Here is a 17402-nt window from a genome sequence, read left to right as displayed (position 1 = left end):
GGAATGTGTATGTATTCGATAGTCGCTTCAGATCTTGATGGCACACTGTTATCACCTAATCATGTATTAACTCCCTATACGCAAGAAACCCTGCATCTACTTATTAATAAAGGTGTGCATTTTGTATTTGCAACAGGTCGTCATCATGTTGATGTTGCTCAAATTCGTGATGGATTAGGCATTAACGCTTATATGATAACCTCTAATGGTGCGCGAGTGCATAACACGCATGGTGATCTTATTTTTAGCCAAGATCTTGAGCCTGAAATTGCGTATGACTTGGCTCTTATGGTTTTTGATCACCCTGAAATTGAAACTAATATCTATGCTGGTGACTACTGGTACGTTAATAAAGAGATGCCTGGGGCTTGTGAGTTTTTTCGAGAGTCAGACTTTGGCTATGAGCTATATTGCAAAACAGGATTTCCAACCACCAATGTGTGTAAGGTCTTCTTCACCTCTGATGATCATGAACTATTACTGAAGCTAGAGAATGAAATTAATCAGCGCTGGGGTGATAAGGTCAATGTGAGTTTCTCACTGCGTAATTGCTTAGAGGTGATGGCTGGGGGCGTATCTAAAGGTGAGGCACTAGAGAAAGTGGCTGAACTGATGCAACACTCTGCAAAAGATGCTATCGCATTTGGTGATGGTATGAATGACAAAGAAATGCTACAGGTGGCAGGTAAAGGCTGCATTATGGAAAATGCACATCAGACATTAAAGGATCTACTACCTAATATGGAAGTGATTGGTACGAACGCTGATGAAGCCGTTCCTCATTATTTACGCAAACTATACCAAGTGTGATTTTCTCTAAAGCAAAAGGCGAACAACATGTTGTTCGCCTTTTTGTATTTTTACATTCATTGAAGTGAAACTTATAATCCGCCTACTTCTCTTGGTGTTGCTCGCATTGAGCTACGAATTGTATTACCCATCATATCCACTCTTGCTTGGAATGGCGGGAACGGTAATGGGATACCGTGCTCTGCAAAGGCTAAGAGAATATTTTGGTGGATCTCGTGTCTTGCTGGCATTCTATGCCCCATCTCTGCAGCATAAACACGTAATTCGAAAATCTGAATACCTTGCTGTAAATCGACCAGATAAACTTCAGGTGCTGGGTTTTCTAAAATCATCGTAGAGCGTTTTGAGGCTTCTAATAGCACATTGGTCACTTGTTCACTGTTGCAGTCAGCAGGAGCAGGGATCGTCATTACGATACGGGTGACGGAATCTGATAGCGACCAGTTAATAAATTGCTCTGTAATAAAGGCTTTATTCGGTACGATAATTTCTTTTCTATCCCAGTCGGTCAACGTAGTTGCCCGTGTGTTGATCTTAGAAATATTTCCGGTCAAATTACGAATGGTAACGGTATCGCCAATACGGATTGGTTTTTCAAATAAGATCATTAAACCAGAAATGATGTTGGCAAAAATTTCTTGTAAACCAAAACCTAACCCAACCCCCATTGCTGCTACTAGCCACTGTAATTTTGACCATTCAATCCCTAATAAAGAGAAGCCCACAATACTACCAATTAAAGTTATGGTGTATTTGGTCATGGTAGTAATGGCGTAACCTGTACCTGGTGTTAAATCAAGGTGCTGTAAAATAGCTAACTCAAGTAAAGCAGGAAGGTTTCGAACTAATTGGGTTGTGATGATAATGACGAGGATCGCCACTAAAATAGAGCCCATCGTGATAGGTTGCACTGTGTTAACACCATTCACCGATGAGGTGACGTCCCAAAGTCGAATATTATCGACGAAAGAGAACGCAGTGTTTAATTCGGACCACAATAAGATCATCGAAACTAATGCAATCATTGTCAGAATTGAGCGAACTAAACCAATAGATTGGGCACTGATAGCATCAAGGTCTATTTCTTGCGCTTCAATTTCAAGCCCTACTGTGCTTTCACCACTGCTCCCAATAATCGTATTTTCATCTTCACCTTTTGCACGCTGAGCCAGAATTTCTGCACGTTTTTGTTTAGCGCGTTCAAAGGCTAATTTCCGGCGCTGAATAAGCATCCATCGCTGAATAATGTGATAAATAATCAGTAGAGCAAACCAAATGGCGACAGACATTTCTAAACGACCGAGTAAGACAATCGATGTAGAAAGATAACCTAACACCGCGGCTAAACCCGCAATTACCGGGGCAAGCAGCAAGAACCACCATAAAATGGTGTTGATCAGGTTATCCCCAGATCCATGTTTATCAAGATAAAGCGGAACGTGGGCTTTTTTAAGGCTAGACGTAATAAAGCTTAGAGCGATACAGAGCAATAAGAAGCAGAAGCGACCAACTGTCGGTGCAAACTCTCTATCGCTATAATATTCAAAGGTAATTAATGACATCATTAATGGAACGATGACAAAAATAGAAAGCTGGTAAAAGCGCATCGCTTTTTTAACACGGCTCTCTTTCCATTTAAATTGAGCAATAAATAGACCGTTATGACGTGCAAAGGTTGCACTGATCATAAATAACCACAGCACCGGTGCCGCGGCTGTTACCCCATATCCAATCGCTCCTGCCATTGGATAACGCCATTCAACACTTTGTAAGCCATAACCTACAGCAGACCATAACAGAGGTAATGGTAACGCAATTAAAATAGACCAAAAGACAGTGCGTATCGTCAGTGAAAAGTGATCTTGTGTGACTTTACCAATACGGTTACTGACTCTTTCAAGAAATGCGTTGTAATGTTTTCGAGTACGCAGACTAAAGCCCACAATCGATAAAGTGACAAATAAGAATAGGAATGTATCCTGATTTTTAAGCATGCTGACCGCTGCATGACCTAATTGTGAAAAGGTATCTAGCGAAAGCAGTCGAGTGATATCTTTGACTAATAAAACCGGATAATTAAATTTAATAGGGCTGATATCAGCAACCCAGAACATATAACGGTTTGTTGCATCTTTTGTTTCTTTTAAAGCATCCGCTAATTGTGTTGTTGCAACTTTTAGTTTTGTTAATTCAAGAATTTGAGAATCATAACCGGATAGTAATGAATTCAATAATTCATGACGTGCTTGGATAAGAGAATCAAAAATATATTGTTGAGCTTCAGGCAATTTAGAGCCATCGGCAGTTTCTGGTGGCTGGATCTTACTTAGGTTTTCCAGCATATCCTCATAACCTAAACGCTCAACACGTAACTGAATGATATCTCTATCAAGCTCTTGTGAACGAGGCATTTCCGGTAAGCGAGAAAGCTGTGTTCTTAATGCTTCACCTAATGCAGTAGAACCACTTAGCCACTGTGCTTGTTCTCGTATAGTGGTGAGGGTTTGACGAACTTGTTGTGTCTGTTGTGTAGTAATACGCTGTTTTTCTGATAGCTCGCTCATTTCTTGAGTTTGTCTATTCAGGATCTGAGAGAGTTCACGGTTAGTTTGGATTTGCTTTGTCAGAAACTCAGGAAGCTCGCCCCCTTTCTCCGCTAACATTTCTGTTTTTTCTAATGCGAGATCAGCCACTTCTTGGCGCTTTATATTTAATAAACTGCGCAATTGTTGTAGTTGTACATCAAGACGCTGATAGCGTTTTTTAAATAATTCTAAGCGAAGGCGAGCGATTTCTTGGCGGTTATTAGCGGAAAGCTGTGCCATTTCAAGCTCATTAACCATCGCTTTACGTGCGGTGACTTCAGCTTGTGTGAGCTTATTTTGTGCTTCTGTTAACGGTGTTGTTGATGCACTGACAGAGGCAAGTCTTGCTGTTGCATCACTTAATAAACGACGTGCTTCAGAGAGTTGTTGAGGCAATAAATTTAAAGACTCGCTGATTTCACGGCTTTTATCTTGTTCTTGTTGTTGAAGCCTCGCTTGTTCCATTAATTGGCTGCTGATTTGAATAATTTTCTGTTCTAAATCAGGGATGCTAATTTTTTCAGGAATAGTAGGAACAGCGTGGCTTTCTTCAAGAAGCTTGGTTCTTAACTCTTGCGTAATTTGAGGATAATCATCAATGGTTTTTTGATAGCTATCTGCGTTTGTTTGCGCTTTTTCACCATCATTAATCCAGTTGATAGTACCTTGTAGCGCCTGAATTGCCTCAATATCTTGAGGATTGGTGCTTCCTTCAAGTTGTTTAATGTCTTGACGTAATTTCTCCACATCCGCAGATATTGCAGATGTGCTTAACGAAAGTGTCAAAAAGAGCGAGAAGAAAAGACTGATTATCAGGCGCACAAAGGTTACTCCGAATTACGTGTTATTCACTGATGGCATTATTGTCATTACCAGCGACATTAATGATGGAACCCAGCTGTTCCCCCATTAATGTAACGGAGCCATTCATAAGATCTTTATTCAATTGAACAGTATTTTCTGGGAAAAGGTTGATGACTGTTGAGCCTAACTTAAATCGGCCCATTTCTTCACCTTTTTTCAAGAATATCGCTCCTGCTTTATCTGCTTGAGGATATGTCCAACGTTTAATAATACCTTCACGAGGTGGGGTTACCATGCCACACCAAACTGTTTCAATACTGCCGACAATTGTTGCACCAACCAGAATTTGTATCATTGGGCCAAATTGAGTTTCAAAGAGGCAGATAATACGTTCATTACGTGCAAATAGATTAGGGACATTGGCGGCTGTTAATGGATTAACAGAGAAGAGATCGCCTGGAACATAAATCATCTCTTTTAATAAACCATCACAAGGCATATGAACACGGTGGTAATCACGAGGAGAAAGATATGTTGTAATAAACTGACCATTACGGAACTGATCTGCCAACATAAAATTACCAGCAAGTAATGCTTCAAGGGTGTAGTGATGCCCTTTGGCTTGCAAGATTTGATCATCTTGAATTAGACCAAGTTGGCTTACTGCACCATCAGCTGGTAATGCTAGTTTGTCATCACCTTCAACGATAGGGCGAACACCGTCTTTTAAAGCACGAATAAAAAAATCGTTGAATGTAGAATAAGCTTGGAACTGGCTGTCTTTTGCTTCATTCATATCGACTTTATACGCTTTCGCAAAAGTCTTGATAACAAACTGGGTGATGGCACCCGCTTTTTTATTTGCGAACCAACCTGCTAACTGTGTCAGCCATAATTTAGGCAATAAATACTGTAGTTTAATTTTTAGCTTGTCCAAAATGGCAACCTCTGGGATTAAACGATAAAAAATAGACAAAAGGGGTCTATTGTACCCACCCTTAATAGGGTTGTCAGTGAATCAATTATTAAGAGTCTAAATTAATGTTCTTACGAACTTTCACCTGGCTCATACTTTCTAGAATTCGATGGTAGTTTTCAAATCGCGTTTCTGCGATTTCGTTGTTTCTTACCGCTTCACTAATTAAGCAACCCGGATCATCTAAGTGCTTACAATCACGGAATTTACAACCACCAAGGTATGGTCTAAATTCAATAAAACCTTTTGTTACTTGCTCTGGCGTTAAGTGCCATAAACCAAACTCACGTACCCCTGGAGAGTCAATCACATCTCCGCCTTGTGGGAAATGGTAAAGCCGTGATGCGGTTGTGGTATGTTGGCCTAAACCTGAGTTGTCAGAGACTTGATTAACAACAATGCTTTCTTCCATTGGAGGTAACAGCGTGTTAAGTAAGCTTGATTTACCGACACCAGATTGCCCTGCAAAAATAGAGATACGGCCGATAAGCTCTTGAGTCAGCGCGTCTAATCCTTCTTTGGTATAGCTAGAAACTTCAAGAACACGATAACCAATATCTTTATAAGTCTGCATCCATTCACTAACTGTCTTACGGCTTTCTTCATCTAACATATCGATTTTATTGAGCACAATTAGAGGCTCAACATTTAAGGTTTCACATGCAACAAGGTAACGATCGATAATATTTAAAGAAAGTTCAGGTAATATAGCCGAAACGATAATAATTTGATCAATATTAGCGGCAATAGGCTTAATACCATCATAATAGTCAGGACGAGTAAGCACGGAAGTTCGTTCGTGCACAGCTTCTACAATACCATTTATGCGGACATTTTCTTGTGTTTGTAGCGCAGGACGCCAAACAACTTTATCACCTGTGACCAGTGATGAAATTGTGCGTCGAATATTGCAGCGTGTAATTGTGCCATCAGCAGCTTCGATATCTGCATGTTGACCAAAACGGCTGATCACTAAACCTTCGGTCGCTTCGCCTAATTGCGTATCGTCTAATTCAACGTGGTTTTTTTTCTCTTTGCTCTGCAAACGCTTTTTATGATTTTCTTGTACTCGGCGTTGCTGGCCTTTAGATAATTTACGTTTTGTCACCGATCCTCACTTGTATTATTCGGTTAGATGTTCTTCTGTCGTGCTTATTGAGTAAACGCGCTATGATAAACGCTAAAATATCATGTCTCACACTTAGAAACAGCTAGGATATATTATGTCAAAAAGCGAGAATAATCTGATCTGGATAGATCTGGAAATGACCGGTCTTGATCCTGAATGTGACCGTATCATCGAAATTGCCACTATCGTGACAGATCCTCAACTTAATATTTTAGCCGAAGGCCCCGTAATTGCAGTACATCAATCAGATGAGCAATTAAGTTTAATGGATGAATGGAATACACGCACCCACACTGGTAGTGGCTTAGTTGAGCGGGTAAAAGCCAGTTCGTATGATGATAATTCAGCACAAAAAGCGACAATTGAATTCCTAGAAAAATGGGTACCAAAAGGTGTATCACCTATCTGTGGTAATAGTGTGGGGCAAGATAGACGTTTTCTATACCGTTATATGCCAGAGCTAGAGCAATATTTTCACTACCGTTATCTTGATGTGAGCACATTAAAAGAATTAGCTCGTCGTTGGAAACCTGAAATTTTAGAAGGTTTTGAGAAAAAGAATACGCATCAGGCATTAGATGATATTCGTGAATCTATTGCAGAGCTTGCTTATTATCGTAAAACCTTTATTAAAGAGTAAAAAGCGTGCATTGATGATTGATATTGCATCACTATGATGATTTTATCGACATGTAATCAAAAAAACGTATTTTTTTGTTGATAAGGGCTTGCGGTTAAGCATTTTTCTCGTATAATGCGCTTCCCGTACCGATGAAGAATTTTGTTTGTACGGGTGTAAGAAAGACGCGGGAATAGCTCAGTTGGTAGAGCACAACCTTGCCAAGGTTGGGGTCGCGAGTTCGAGTCTCGTTTCCCGCTCCAATCTTTCTTAGACAATTATTAGTAGTATTATGCGACGCGGGAATAGCTCAGTTGGTAGAGCACAACCTTGCCAAGGTTGGGGTCGCGAGTTCGAGTCTCGTTTCCCGCTCCAAATCTTTCACTTATAATTGTCAAAACTTACCAAATGCGGGAATAGCTCAGTTGGTAGAGCACAACCTTGCCAAGGTTGGGGTCGCGAGTTCGAGTCTCGTTTCCCGCTCCAAGTTTTTTCTCTTCTGCTTCATAAAATCTCATTTTTTAATCTCCATAAAGAAAATTTTAATTTTTTCTCTCGCTTTTTTAAATATCGACTACACTGTTTTAGGGTGCAGGTTAAGGAATTTTACTTAATACGCGCAAAGAGAGTGTGTAGGATTTTTGCTCAAAAAAGAAAATGGCATTACTGCATGTAAGATCAAGCTATTTTTTTGTGATCTATCTTTGATCTTTGCTTGCATTTCTATTTTGACAGCACTAGAATGTGCGCCTTTCCTCATTTAGGGGGAAACGAGAGGTAAGATCATTTTTTAGGATTTAGGCCTTTATTCTGTTAAACATGCATTGAATAGTATTTTAGAAAAAGAAAAGGGTTTTTCAGGCTTTTCTTTAAAAAAACGTGATATATATTCTACTATTCTTTAAATCTTCCCAAACCGATTTATCCACAGTGAGATGCTGATAACCATCGCATCTAAGCGCTATTTATTTTTTTACTGCACAGAGTTATCCACAAGCACGTATCATTAAGTGATTAGGATATTATTCTCTTCAATAAAATGATTGTATTTTATATCTAATTGATAACTAAGTTTATTTTAATTTTTTAAATTTTGAGTCTTAGTTCGCTTGAATTTTTTGTTCATGTTGATAGGCAAGGGATTTTTATTTTATTCACAGAGGAAATTAATGGTTACTCGTAATGCGTTTATTCTGTTAAAAATTAAGCGTCACGAGGTAAGCCTTTAGTTATCGCCCTTACTAAGCGTTTTTGTTGTGAAGTCTGTATTTTTACTTCTTTCTCATTTCTCTTTGCTGTCTGTTGTGCAATCGCCCAGTTTAAATGTTCATCTAAAACATCACTCAATCCAAAGCGTTCTTGCAAGGCAAGTATAATTTTATCTTGATAAGGTGCATTTCCTAACGCCACGCTAATATTTCTAAGCCAACGTAAATAGCCAATACGGCGGATCGGTGAACCCTCTGTAATACGCAGAAATTTATCTTCATTCCATTGGAAAAGATCGAGTAATTCTGGGGTATGAAGCGCTCTTCTTGGAGAGAAATCTTCTTCGTCAGTCAGTGATGAAAAACGATTCCAAGGGCAGATAAGCTGGCAATCATCACAGCCATAAATACGATTACCCATCAGAGGACGAAATTCTTCAGGAATAGCGCCATCGAGTTCGATAGTGAGATAAGAAATACAGCGACGAGCATCAATAGTATAAGGTTCAACAATGGCACCTGTCGGGCAGGTTGTCATACAGGCGACACATTTACCGCATTGCTCTTCAACTGGGTTATCCGTAGGTAAAGGTAAATCAATCAGTAATTCACCAAGGAAAAACCAAGAGCCTGCTTGATTGTTAATAACAAGTGAGTGTTTACCAACCCAACCAAGACCTGCCTTAACGGCTAATGGTCTCTCCATAATAGGTGCTGAATCAACGAAAGGACGAAAGTTGACTACCCCTTGATATTCGAATTGCTGACAATATTGTGAAATTCTTTCGCCGAGTTTTTTAAGACGTTGTCTTAATACTTTGTGATAATCCCGACCAAGTGCATAACGGCTGATATAACCTTGTTCTGGATTATTTAGGGTTCGTGCAAAAGCAGCATCCGTAGGAAGATAATTCATTCTCACACTGATAATACGTAATGTACCCGGAACCAGTTCATGAGGTCTGGCTCGTGTCATTCCATACTTTTCCATCCACGCCATTTCACCGTGATATTGCTTATCTAACCACGCTTGCAGGCGAGGTTCTTCAGGTGATAAGTCAGTATCACATATCCCTGTTTGTTGAAAACCTAGCTCAGAACCCCATAATTTAATGTTTTGAGCGAGAAGATTAAGATCGAGTGATGACATGAATAAACCGAATTAATAGGTAAGAGGTGAGTCCTAAGAGCGCGCAGTGTATCATAGTGAGGCAGTAGGAAAAATCCTCGCAATAAATAGATTTATGGTATGGTTATTTGATAGTGATTTCGATAACTATTTGCCTTAAGAAAACATATAAAGCTTAGTATTTGATGTTCTCCAATGATCTCTCTTTATTAAGCCGTTATAACTTAACAATAGATTATATTAAATATGAAAGAATGGGTTGTTACATTAGAAGATGAAGCGGCGACAGTTGAACTCGGGCGTGCTGTTGCAATGGCGACTAATCATAGCGGATTGATCATTTATTTATATGGCGATCTTGGTGCTGGAAAAACAACCTTTAGCCGAGGCTTTTTGCAAGCGCTTGGTCATCAAGGGCATGTTAAAAGCCCAACATATACATTAGTTGAGCCCTATATGCTTTCGCCAAATCCTGTTTATCATTTTGATCTTTATCGTTTAGCTTCTGCTGAAGAGATGGAGTTTATGGGAATACGCGACTATTTTGAGCAAGACGCGTTATGCCTTATTGAATGGCCATCGCAAGGCGAAGGCTTTTTACCAAACGCTGATTTAGAACTTCATTTAAGTTACGAAGATGAAGGTCGAAAAGCGCGTTTTGTTGCCCTTTCACAAAGAGGGAATACTGTTTTATCCCGTATTCAGTCTGCATAAAGGAATATTGATTATGTCGAGTCTCATCACCATTGTGAGTCAAAGTCAGCGCTATGTTGTTGCCTTTCTGTTGGTTGTTTTGTCTTTATTTTTTGTGCAAATAGCACAAGCCGCGACTGTGACAGAAGTAAAAGCAGAAAACGGTATTTCAGCAACAACTCTCACGTTCACTTTTAGTGATGGGAAGCCGAGTTATCGATATTACTCATTAAAAAGCCCTGACCGTTTGGTGATGGATTTTAAACAGAACACAAAAATTACAGGATTACCTGCAACATTAGGTAACGGCCTATTAGTTCATAAAATTCGTACAACGCAATCAAAAGATAGCCAATACCAAAGTATAGTACTGGAGCTTGCCCAGCCTGTTGTCGTAACTGAGAGTTTAATGAATGTAAGTGGTGGCTATAAGTTAGTGCTTACTATCAAAGCTATAAATAGTCGACAAAATAGCAATGCTCAATCGGCAGTCAGTGTTGTTACGTTATCACCGACAGCAACCACAACTACATCAACTGCAAATACAAATAGGGAAATGGCGCCTTTAATGACCAAGCCGACAGCAGAAGTCACACCTGTTGTTCCTATTGTAAAGCCACGTAATACACCATCAAAACCACAAGCGGGCTCTCGCCAAATTATTATTGCGATAGACGCGGGTCATGGTGGGCAAGATCCGGGAGCAATTGGTCAGAAAGGTAATCGTGAAAAAGACGTAACGCTAAGTGTGGCAAGGAAGTTGGAAGTGCGTTTACGTAATGATCCTATGTTTAAACCTGTTCTAACACGTAGTGGCGATTATTTTATCTCAGTTGCCGGGCGCTCTGAAGTTGCCCGTAAGCAAAGTGCGAATATGTTAGTGTCTATTCATGCAGACTCAGCGCCAAATCGTAGCGCAAGGGGTGCTTCTGTGTGGGTGCTTTCTAATCGTCGTGCAAACAGTGAGTTAGGTAAGTGGCTTGAACAAAGCGAGAAACAGTCTGAATTACTCGGTGGTGCCGGCGACGCATTGGATGGTGCTGATCCTTATTTAAGTCAAACAGTGCTTGATTTGCAGTTTGGTAATTCGCAGCGAGTAGGTTATGACGTTGCTGTTGCTGTATTGTCTGAACTAAGAAAAGTGGGTTCACTACATAAGAAAACACCAGAACATGCGAGCTTAGGTGTGTTACGTTCACCTGATATCCCTTCAATTTTAGTTGAAACAGGCTTTATCAGCAACGCAGCAGAAGAGCAATTACTGATATCTGATGCTTATCAAGAGAAACTTGCGACATCTATTCACGCGGGTTTAAGAAATTATTTTCTGGCTCATCCTTTACAAAACGCGCCTAATTGATTGAGTAAAATGGAATAAAGGTAATGGCGATAAATTTATTACCTCCTCAGCTTGCAAACCAAATTGCCGCAGGGGAAGTTGTTGAAAGACCAGCCTCTGTCGTTAAAGAGTTACTGGAAAATAGTTTAGACGCAGGCGCGACCTCAATTGATATTGATATCGATAAAGGTGGCGCCAAGCTTATTCGTATTCGTGATAATGGATGTGGTATCAATCGTGATGATTTGAAGTTAGCACTTGCTCGCCATGCAACCAGCAAAATATCAAGTCTTGACGATCTCGAAGCCATAATGAGTATGGGTTTTCGTGGTGAAGCATTAGCGAGTATTAGCTCAGTTTCCCGTTTAACACTGACATCACGTACTCAAGATCAAGAAGAAGCATGGCAAGCTTACGCTGAAGGCAGAGATATGGCGGTGACTGTTAAACCTGCCGCTCATCCTGTCGGAAGTACGGTAGAAGTGCTTGATCTCTTTTATAACACGCCAGCAAGACGTAAATTCTTACGTACTGAAAAAACAGAGTTTGCACATATTGATGAAGTGGTACGCCGCATTGCATTATCGCGTTTTGATATCTCTATAAACCTTACCCATAACGGTAAGCGAGTTCGGCAATACCGTGCAGTGAAGGATGAAAGTCAGCAAAATCGCCGTTTGAGTGCGATTTGTGGTAATAATTTTGTCAATCAATCAATGCATTTATCGTGGGAACATGGTGATTTAGCAATAAAGGGTTGGGTAGAACACCCTTTATCACCAGTGCAAAGTAGTGAAATTCAGTATTGCTATGTGAATGGACGAATGATGCGTGATAGGTTGATTAATCATGCTATTCGTCAAGCTTACGAAGGTTATTTGCAAGGAGAGCAGCAACCTTCTTACATCTTGTACTTAAGTGTTGATCCTCACCAAGTCGATGTAAACGTGCATCCTGCGAAACATGAAGTTCGTTTTCATGAATCTCGTTTGGTTCATGATTTTATTTATCAAGGTGTATTGAGTGTTTTACGACAAGCAACGCAAGAGCCTTTATCACTGACGTCAGATGACGAAGAAGAACACGAAATAGCGTTAAATTTTCCTGAAAACCGTCAAGTTGCAGGCGAAAACGTATTTTCTCAGCCTTATCAAGTACCAGTGGCTCAAACTCCACCAAATACATCATCACACAACGCCAATGAACGAGAGAACAACAATAACCTTCATCAAAAAAAACAGGGCTCTCAATTTGGAGATCATCGTCAATTTGGTGAAAGTTACCAACGGACACAAGGTGAGCTTTATCAAAAAATGATGCAAGAAAGTGTATCCACATCAAAAGATAAAGAAAAAATACCACTATTTCCTGATCGTGCCCCATTGAATTTAGGTGAAATCGTTCATACAACTAATAATATCGAAGAAAATGTTATTTCGGTGATGCCTCGTTCCGTCAATGCGAAAGATGGAGAAACTGATTATACTTTTGGGCGAGTATTGGCAATTTATCAGCACAAATATGCGTTAATAGAATCTTCACAAGGTCTTGGGCTGTTATCATTGGAAGAAGCTGATTTTCTGTTAAAATGTGCGCAATTACTGCCTAAAGATGAAATATTGAAGCCACAACCTTTGTTAGTGCCTTTAAAATTGGTATTGAACAAAGAAGAAATTAGTGTATTCAATCAGTTTCAATCGCTAATTAGTCATTTCGGGATCGTTATCGAAATTTCTCACGGTAAAGCAACAATACATGCGGTGTCGTTACCTTTGCGCCAGCAAAATTTACCTGTGTTGCTGACCGAATTATTAGCCTATTTGTCAGCAGAAAAATCTTGTACTGAGCAACAACTTGGGCAATGGTTGGCAAAACAATTAGGGGCAGAGCAGGCGCAATGGTCGCAAGCTCAAGCAGTAGGATTATTGGCTGATATTGAAAGACTCTGCCCTCAATATGTCAGACAGCCAGCAAAAAACTTATTACAATTAATTGATTTACAACCGGTGGTAGTGGCATTAAATAATGAGCGATGTGAACACGCAAATAAAACCTAAAGCAATTTTTCTAATGGGACCTACAGCGTCAGGTAAAACAGCATTAGCAATTGCACTGAGACAGAAACTGCCTGTAGATATTATTAGCGTGGATTCAGCTCTTATCTATCGTGGTATGGATATCGGTACAGCGAAGCCGGATGCGAATGAGCAATCGCTTGCTCCACATCGATTAATTGATATTCTAGATCCCGCATTTCCCTATTCAGCTGCAGATTTTCGACGTGATGCACTAAATGCAATGGAAGAAATTACTGCGGCTGGGCGAATTCCACTATTAGTGGGTGGGACTATGCTATATTTTAAAGCGTTACTTGAAGGTCTATCGCCTTTACCCAGTGCCAATTCGGATGTTCGTGCTGAAATAGAAAAAAAAGCAGCAGAACAAGGGTGGGAGGCAATACATAAAGAGTTAGCATTGGTTGATCCCGTAGCAGCACAACGGATCCACCCTAATGATCCTCAACGACTTTCTCGCGCGCTAGAAGTTTACCTGATTTCAGGTAAGACAATGACGGAATTGACAAAAATATCAGGCGAGTCTTTGCCCTATGATGTTTATCAGTTTGCGATTGCTCCGAAAGATAGAAATGTTCTTCACCAACGCATTGAAGCCCGTTTTAAACAGATGTTAACGTGTGGATTTGAAGATGAAGTAAAATCGTTATATGAACGGGGCGATCTGCATGAAGATCTACCTTCTGTACGTTGTGTCGGTTATCGCCAGATGTGGTCATATTTATCAGGCGAAATAGATTATGATGAGATGGTTTATCGAGGGATCTGCGCTACCCGGCAATTAGCGAAGCGACAAATCACCTGGTTAAGAGGCTGGAATGACATTCACTGGCTTGATAGTGAAGATCCAAAACAATCTCTTGACACTGTTTTGCAGGTAGTTAGTGCATAGATGGTAGGTTTGTGTAAAATTGATAGTTGCCAAAGTGCAATTTTTGAGTAGTTCATTTTTCGAACCAATTGGGTTCTAATATAAAACAACAAAATAAGGAAAACATAGAATGGCTAAGGGGCAATCTTTGCAAGATCCTTTCCTGAACGCATTACGTCGTGAAAGGGTTCCCGTTTCTATCTATTTGGTAAACGGCATTAAATTGCAGGGTCAGATCGAATCTTTTGACCAATTTGTTATTTTGCTGAAAAACACAGTAAGTCAGATGGTATACAAACATGCTATCTCTACCGTGGTACCTTCGCGTCCTGTTTCTCATCATAGCAACACAGGCACGAACCAAACTGGTACAGGCTACAATGGTGGCGCTGCTCAGCAGGATGATGTTGCAGAATAATAATCTAATATTATTCTAGATATAAGAAAAACATAGGTAGGGAGACTTTACCTATGTTTTTTCCTGTTTTTATAAAGTCCAAGAGGTTTCGCCTTTGTTTGATCGTTATGAAGGTGGCGAATTAGCCGTTTTAGTGCACGTCTTCTTTTCTCAAGAAAAGAACGTTGATGATTTGCAAGAATTTGAATCTTTGGTGACATCTGCGGGTGTTAAACCAGTTCAGATTATTACAGGAAATCGCAAAGCGCCTCATCCTAAATATTATGTGGGTGAAGGTAAGGCAGAAGAAATTGCCGAAGCTGTAAAAGCAAGTGGTGCAGATGTTGTTTTATTTAATCATGCACTAACACCTGCACAAGAACGAAATCTGGAAAGACTTTGTGAATGCCGTGTGGTTGATCGCACGGGAGTTATCCTTGATATTTTTGCTCAAAGAGCAAGAACCCATGAAGGAAAGCTACAGGTAGAACTCGCCCAGTTACGTCACTTATCAACTCGCTTAGTCAGAGGGTGGACTCACCTAGAAAGACAAAAAGGGGGGATTGGGTTACGAGGACCAGGTGAAACTCAGCTAGAAACAGACCGTCGCTTACTCCGAGGTAAAATTAGTCAAATTCTAATGCGATTGGGTAGGGTTGAGCGTCAGCGCGAACAAGGACGGCAAGCGCGGAGTAAAGCTGATATTCCAACATTATCCCTTGTTGGTTACACAAATGCAGGGAAGTCGAGTTTATTTAATCATATTACCTGTTCTGATGTGTATGCAGCAGATCAGCTCTTTGCAACACTAGATCCGACATTAAGACGTATTCAGGTCGATGATGTGGGAACCGTTGTATTAGCTGATACGGTTGGATTTATTCGACATTTACCTCATGATCTTGTTGCTGCTTTTAAAGCCACTTTGCAAGAAACACGAGAAGCTACCCTACTTCTTCATGTGATTGATGCAGCAGATAGCCGTTTTGAGGAAAATATTCATGCAGTTGAAAGTGTATTAGAAGAGATTGATGCTCAAGAAATACCAACACTGCATATTATGAACAAAATTGATCTTCTTGAAGACTTCACCCCAAGAATTGATCGAAATGAAGAAAACTTACCCGTTAGGGTTTGGGTTTCTGCACAAACAGGCGAAGGTATTCCTCTGTTGTATCAGGCGTTGACAGAACGTCTTTCAGGTGAGATCGCACACTTTGAATTACGTTTACCGCCAGAAAATACAGGGCGCTTACGTAGTCGTTTTTATCAATTACAGTCAATAGAACGTGAATGGATTGAAAAAGACGGTAAAGTTGGGCTAATCATACGTATGCCTATGGTAGACTGGCGCCGCCTTTGCAAGCAGGAACCAAATTTATTGGATTACGTGGTCTGATATTCGGCCATAATAATGAACATTAACTGAGAGCTGGCGACGAAATCGGCTCTTAAGCCTGATAAATCTAATCATAATAATGGAGCTAGAACATGGCGTGGAATCAGCCCGGTAACAACGGACAAGACCGCGACCCGTGGGGTAACCGAAACAGCGGCAATAATAATGGCGATGGCAACGGTAACTCCAACGGTAATCAAGGAGGTCGGAATCGTGGAGCATCAGATCTCGATGATATGTTCCGTAAACTGAGTGAAAAGCTTGGTGGTTTCGGCGGTAAAAAAGGTGGAAACTCCTCTTCTGGGCAAAATGGCGGTCCTCGTGGCAATGCTGGAAATCTTTTGATTTCTCTTGCATTAGGTGCGGTTGTCGTGGTTTGGGCTGCAAGTGGTTTTTATACCATCAAAGAGGCAGAACAAGGCGTTGTGACTCGTTTTGGTAAATTTTACCAAATCGTTGAACCTGGTCTGAACTGGAAACCGACTTTTATTGATGAAGTTCAGCCTGTTAACGTAAAAACTATCCGTGATTTAACCACGGGTGGCATGATGTTAACGTCAGATGAAAATATGGTTCAAGTCGAGATAAACGTACAGTATGTTGTCTCTGATCCAGAAACATTCCTATTTAACCTGACAACACCAATTAACAGCTTAGGTCAGGCAACTGACAGCGCAGTACGTGGCGTTATTGGTCGTTCAGAAATGGAAAAAATTCTGACTTCTAACCGTTCAGAAATTCGTGACCAAACACGTCAAGAATTAGAAGAGACTATCCGCCCTTATAACATGGGTATCTCGATTGTGGACGTCAACTTCCAAGTGGCTCGCCCACCAGAAGCGGTAAAAGCGGCATTCGATGACGTAATTGCTGCTCGTGAAGAAGAACAAAAAACAATTCGCCAAGCTGAAGCTTATAAAAACGAAGTGTTACCGTTAGCAAAAGGTAACGCGCAACGTATGATTGAAGAAGCAACCGCTTATAAAACTAGTGTGGTGATGAAAGCAGAAGGTGAGGTAGCGAGCTTTGCTAAAATCTTACCTGAATATCGTGCTGCTCCTGAAATTACTCGCGAGCGTCTTTACATTGAAACGATGGAAAAAGTGTTATCAAAAACACGTAAAGTCATCGCTAATGATAAAGGCAATAGCATGTTAGTGCTGCCTTTAGAGCAAATGTTACGTCAGCAATCTCAATCTGCACCATCAAATACATTTGAGGCACCTGCTCGTATCAACACACCCGCTCCAACTGTAAATCCAGCACCGGCACAAAAACCAGCAACAACGACTTATGGTAATGGTGGATATGGTAGTAATAATGGCGGTTATGGTCAGCCTTACGGCAATAATCAAGGAGGACAATAAT

Annotated in this window: 13 protein-coding genes and 3 tRNA genes; 12 read left to right on the top strand and 4 right to left on the bottom strand. The window is 40.5% G+C overall.

Annotated elements, in window-relative coordinates; all coding sequences use genetic code 11:
* The first annotated feature begins 9 nt into the window (after window positions 1-9).
* Window positions 10-810: a sugar/pyridoxal phosphate phosphatase YigL gene (yigL, locus tag NBG71_RS16840; protein WP_075672781.1), complete on the top strand. Its 801-nt coding sequence runs from the start codon at window positions 10-12 to the stop codon at window positions 808-810.
* Between the two features lie 71 nt (window positions 811-881).
* On the opposite strand, the gene mscM is transcribed toward yigL, so the two are convergent.
* From mscM to rsgA, 3 genes are all read right to left on the bottom strand, one after another.
* On the bottom strand, window positions 882-4217 hold the full coding sequence (gene mscM / locus NBG71_RS16835) for a miniconductance mechanosensitive channel MscM (protein ID WP_099660288.1): 3336 nt from the start codon (window positions 4215-4217) through the stop codon (window positions 882-884).
* Between the two features lie 22 nt (window positions 4218-4239).
* Window positions 4240-5136, bottom strand: coding sequence for an archaetidylserine decarboxylase (gene asd / locus NBG71_RS16830; RefSeq protein WP_099660287.1), 897 nt, complete (start codon window positions 5134-5136; stop codon window positions 4240-4242).
* Between the two features lie 88 nt (window positions 5137-5224).
* A complete protein-coding gene (gene rsgA / locus NBG71_RS16825) occupies window positions 5225-6283 on the bottom strand; it encodes a small ribosomal subunit biogenesis GTPase RsgA (protein ID WP_075672783.1) in 1059 nt (352 codons plus the stop codon).
* Between the two features lie 115 nt (window positions 6284-6398).
* Here rsgA and orn point away from each other — a divergent pair, with 115 nt between their 5' ends.
* The 4 genes from orn (at window position 6399) to NBG71_RS16805 (ending at window position 7409) form a co-directional block, all read left to right on the top strand.
* A complete protein-coding gene (gene orn / locus NBG71_RS16820) occupies window positions 6399-6944 on the top strand; it encodes an oligoribonuclease (RefSeq protein WP_006535770.1) in 546 nt (181 codons plus the stop codon).
* Between the two features lie 166 nt (window positions 6945-7110).
* Window positions 7111-7186 (top strand) — tRNA-Gly (locus tag NBG71_RS16815).
* A 36-nt stretch (window positions 7187-7222) separates the two neighbouring features.
* Window positions 7223-7298 (top strand) — tRNA-Gly (locus NBG71_RS16810).
* A gap of 35 nt (window positions 7299-7333) precedes the next feature.
* Window positions 7334-7409: transfer RNA gene (locus NBG71_RS16805), tRNA-Gly, on the top strand.
* Window positions 7410-8126: 717 nt separating this feature from the next.
* Here the strand turns inward: NBG71_RS16805 and queG are convergent.
* On the bottom strand, window positions 8127-9281 hold the full coding sequence (gene queG, locus NBG71_RS16800) for a tRNA epoxyqueuosine(34) reductase QueG (RefSeq protein ID WP_075672784.1): 1155 nt from the start codon (window positions 9279-9281) through the stop codon (window positions 8127-8129).
* Window positions 9282-9506: 225 nt separating this feature from the next.
* Here queG and tsaE point away from each other — a divergent pair, with 225 nt between their 5' ends.
* The 7 genes from tsaE (at window position 9507) to hflK (ending at window position 17401) form a co-directional block, all read left to right on the top strand.
* Window positions 9507-9974 (top strand): tRNA (adenosine(37)-N6)-threonylcarbamoyltransferase complex ATPase subunit type 1 TsaE, encoded by a 468-nt coding sequence (tsaE, locus tag NBG71_RS16795; RefSeq protein ID WP_250917033.1) that lies wholly within the window; start codon window positions 9507-9509, stop codon window positions 9972-9974.
* A 13-nt stretch (window positions 9975-9987) separates the two neighbouring features.
* Window positions 9988-11313 carry an N-acetylmuramoyl-L-alanine amidase gene (locus NBG71_RS16790; protein WP_250917032.1) on the top strand — a complete coding sequence of 442 codons (1326 nt, stop codon included), beginning with the start codon at window positions 9988-9990 and terminating at the stop codon, window positions 11311-11313.
* Between the two features lie 23 nt (window positions 11314-11336).
* Complete coding sequence (gene mutL / locus NBG71_RS16785; protein ID WP_250917031.1) at window positions 11337-13349, top strand: DNA mismatch repair endonuclease MutL; 2013 nt, start codon at window positions 11337-11339, stop codon at window positions 13347-13349.
* A complete protein-coding gene (miaA, locus tag NBG71_RS16780) occupies window positions 13318-14259 on the top strand; it encodes a tRNA (adenosine(37)-N6)-dimethylallyltransferase MiaA (protein ID WP_069369879.1) in 942 nt (313 codons plus the stop codon). Before mutL ends, miaA begins: the two co-directional genes overlap by 32 nt.
* 109 nt (window positions 14260-14368) lie before the next feature.
* Entirely contained in the window at window positions 14369-14656 is a 288-nt protein-coding gene (gene hfq, locus NBG71_RS16775) for an RNA chaperone Hfq (RefSeq protein WP_075672788.1), read from the top strand.
* Window positions 14657-14750: 94 nt separating this feature from the next.
* On the top strand, window positions 14751-16034 hold the full coding sequence (hflX, locus tag NBG71_RS16770; RefSeq protein ID WP_075672789.1) for a ribosome rescue GTPase HflX: 1284 nt from the start codon (window positions 14751-14753) through the stop codon (window positions 16032-16034).
* 92 nt (window positions 16035-16126) lie between these two features.
* A complete protein-coding gene (gene hflK / locus NBG71_RS16765; protein WP_075672790.1) occupies window positions 16127-17401 on the top strand; it encodes an FtsH protease activity modulator HflK in 1275 nt (424 codons plus the stop codon).
* The last annotated feature ends 1 nt before the right edge of the window (window position 17402 follow it).

This window comes from Proteus sp. FZP2095 (assembly GCF_023701425.1).
GTDB classification, from domain to species: Bacteria; Pseudomonadota; Gammaproteobacteria; order Enterobacterales; family Enterobacteriaceae; genus Proteus; species Proteus cibarius.
Note: the sequence above shows the minus strand (reverse complement) of the source record. Positions and strands in the feature narration are given on the sequence as shown.

Coding starts and splice junctions, on each gene's coding strand:
- orn (WP_006535770.1), top strand. CDS start 6,399: ATGTCAAAAAGCGAGAATAATCTGATCTGGATAGATCTGGAAATGACC.
- tsaE (WP_250917033.1), top strand. CDS start 9,507: ATGAAAGAATGGGTTGTTACATTAGAAGATGAAGCGGCGACAGTTGAA.
- queG (WP_075672784.1), bottom strand. CDS start 9,281: ATGTCATCACTCGATCTTAATCTTCTCGCTCAAAACATTAAATTATGG.
- miaA (WP_069369879.1), top strand. CDS start 13,318: ATGAGCGATGTGAACACGCAAATAAAACCTAAAGCAATTTTTCTAATG.
- hfq (WP_075672788.1), top strand. CDS start 14,369: ATGGCTAAGGGGCAATCTTTGCAAGATCCTTTCCTGAACGCATTACGT.
- hflK (WP_075672790.1), top strand. CDS start 16,127: ATGGCGTGGAATCAGCCCGGTAACAACGGACAAGACCGCGACCCGTGG.
- mutL (WP_250917031.1), top strand. CDS start 11,337: ATGGCGATAAATTTATTACCTCCTCAGCTTGCAAACCAAATTGCCGCA.
- yigL (WP_075672781.1), top strand. CDS start 10: ATGTATTCGATAGTCGCTTCAGATCTTGATGGCACACTGTTATCACCT.
- NBG71_RS16790 (WP_250917032.1), top strand. CDS start 9,988: ATGTCGAGTCTCATCACCATTGTGAGTCAAAGTCAGCGCTATGTTGTT.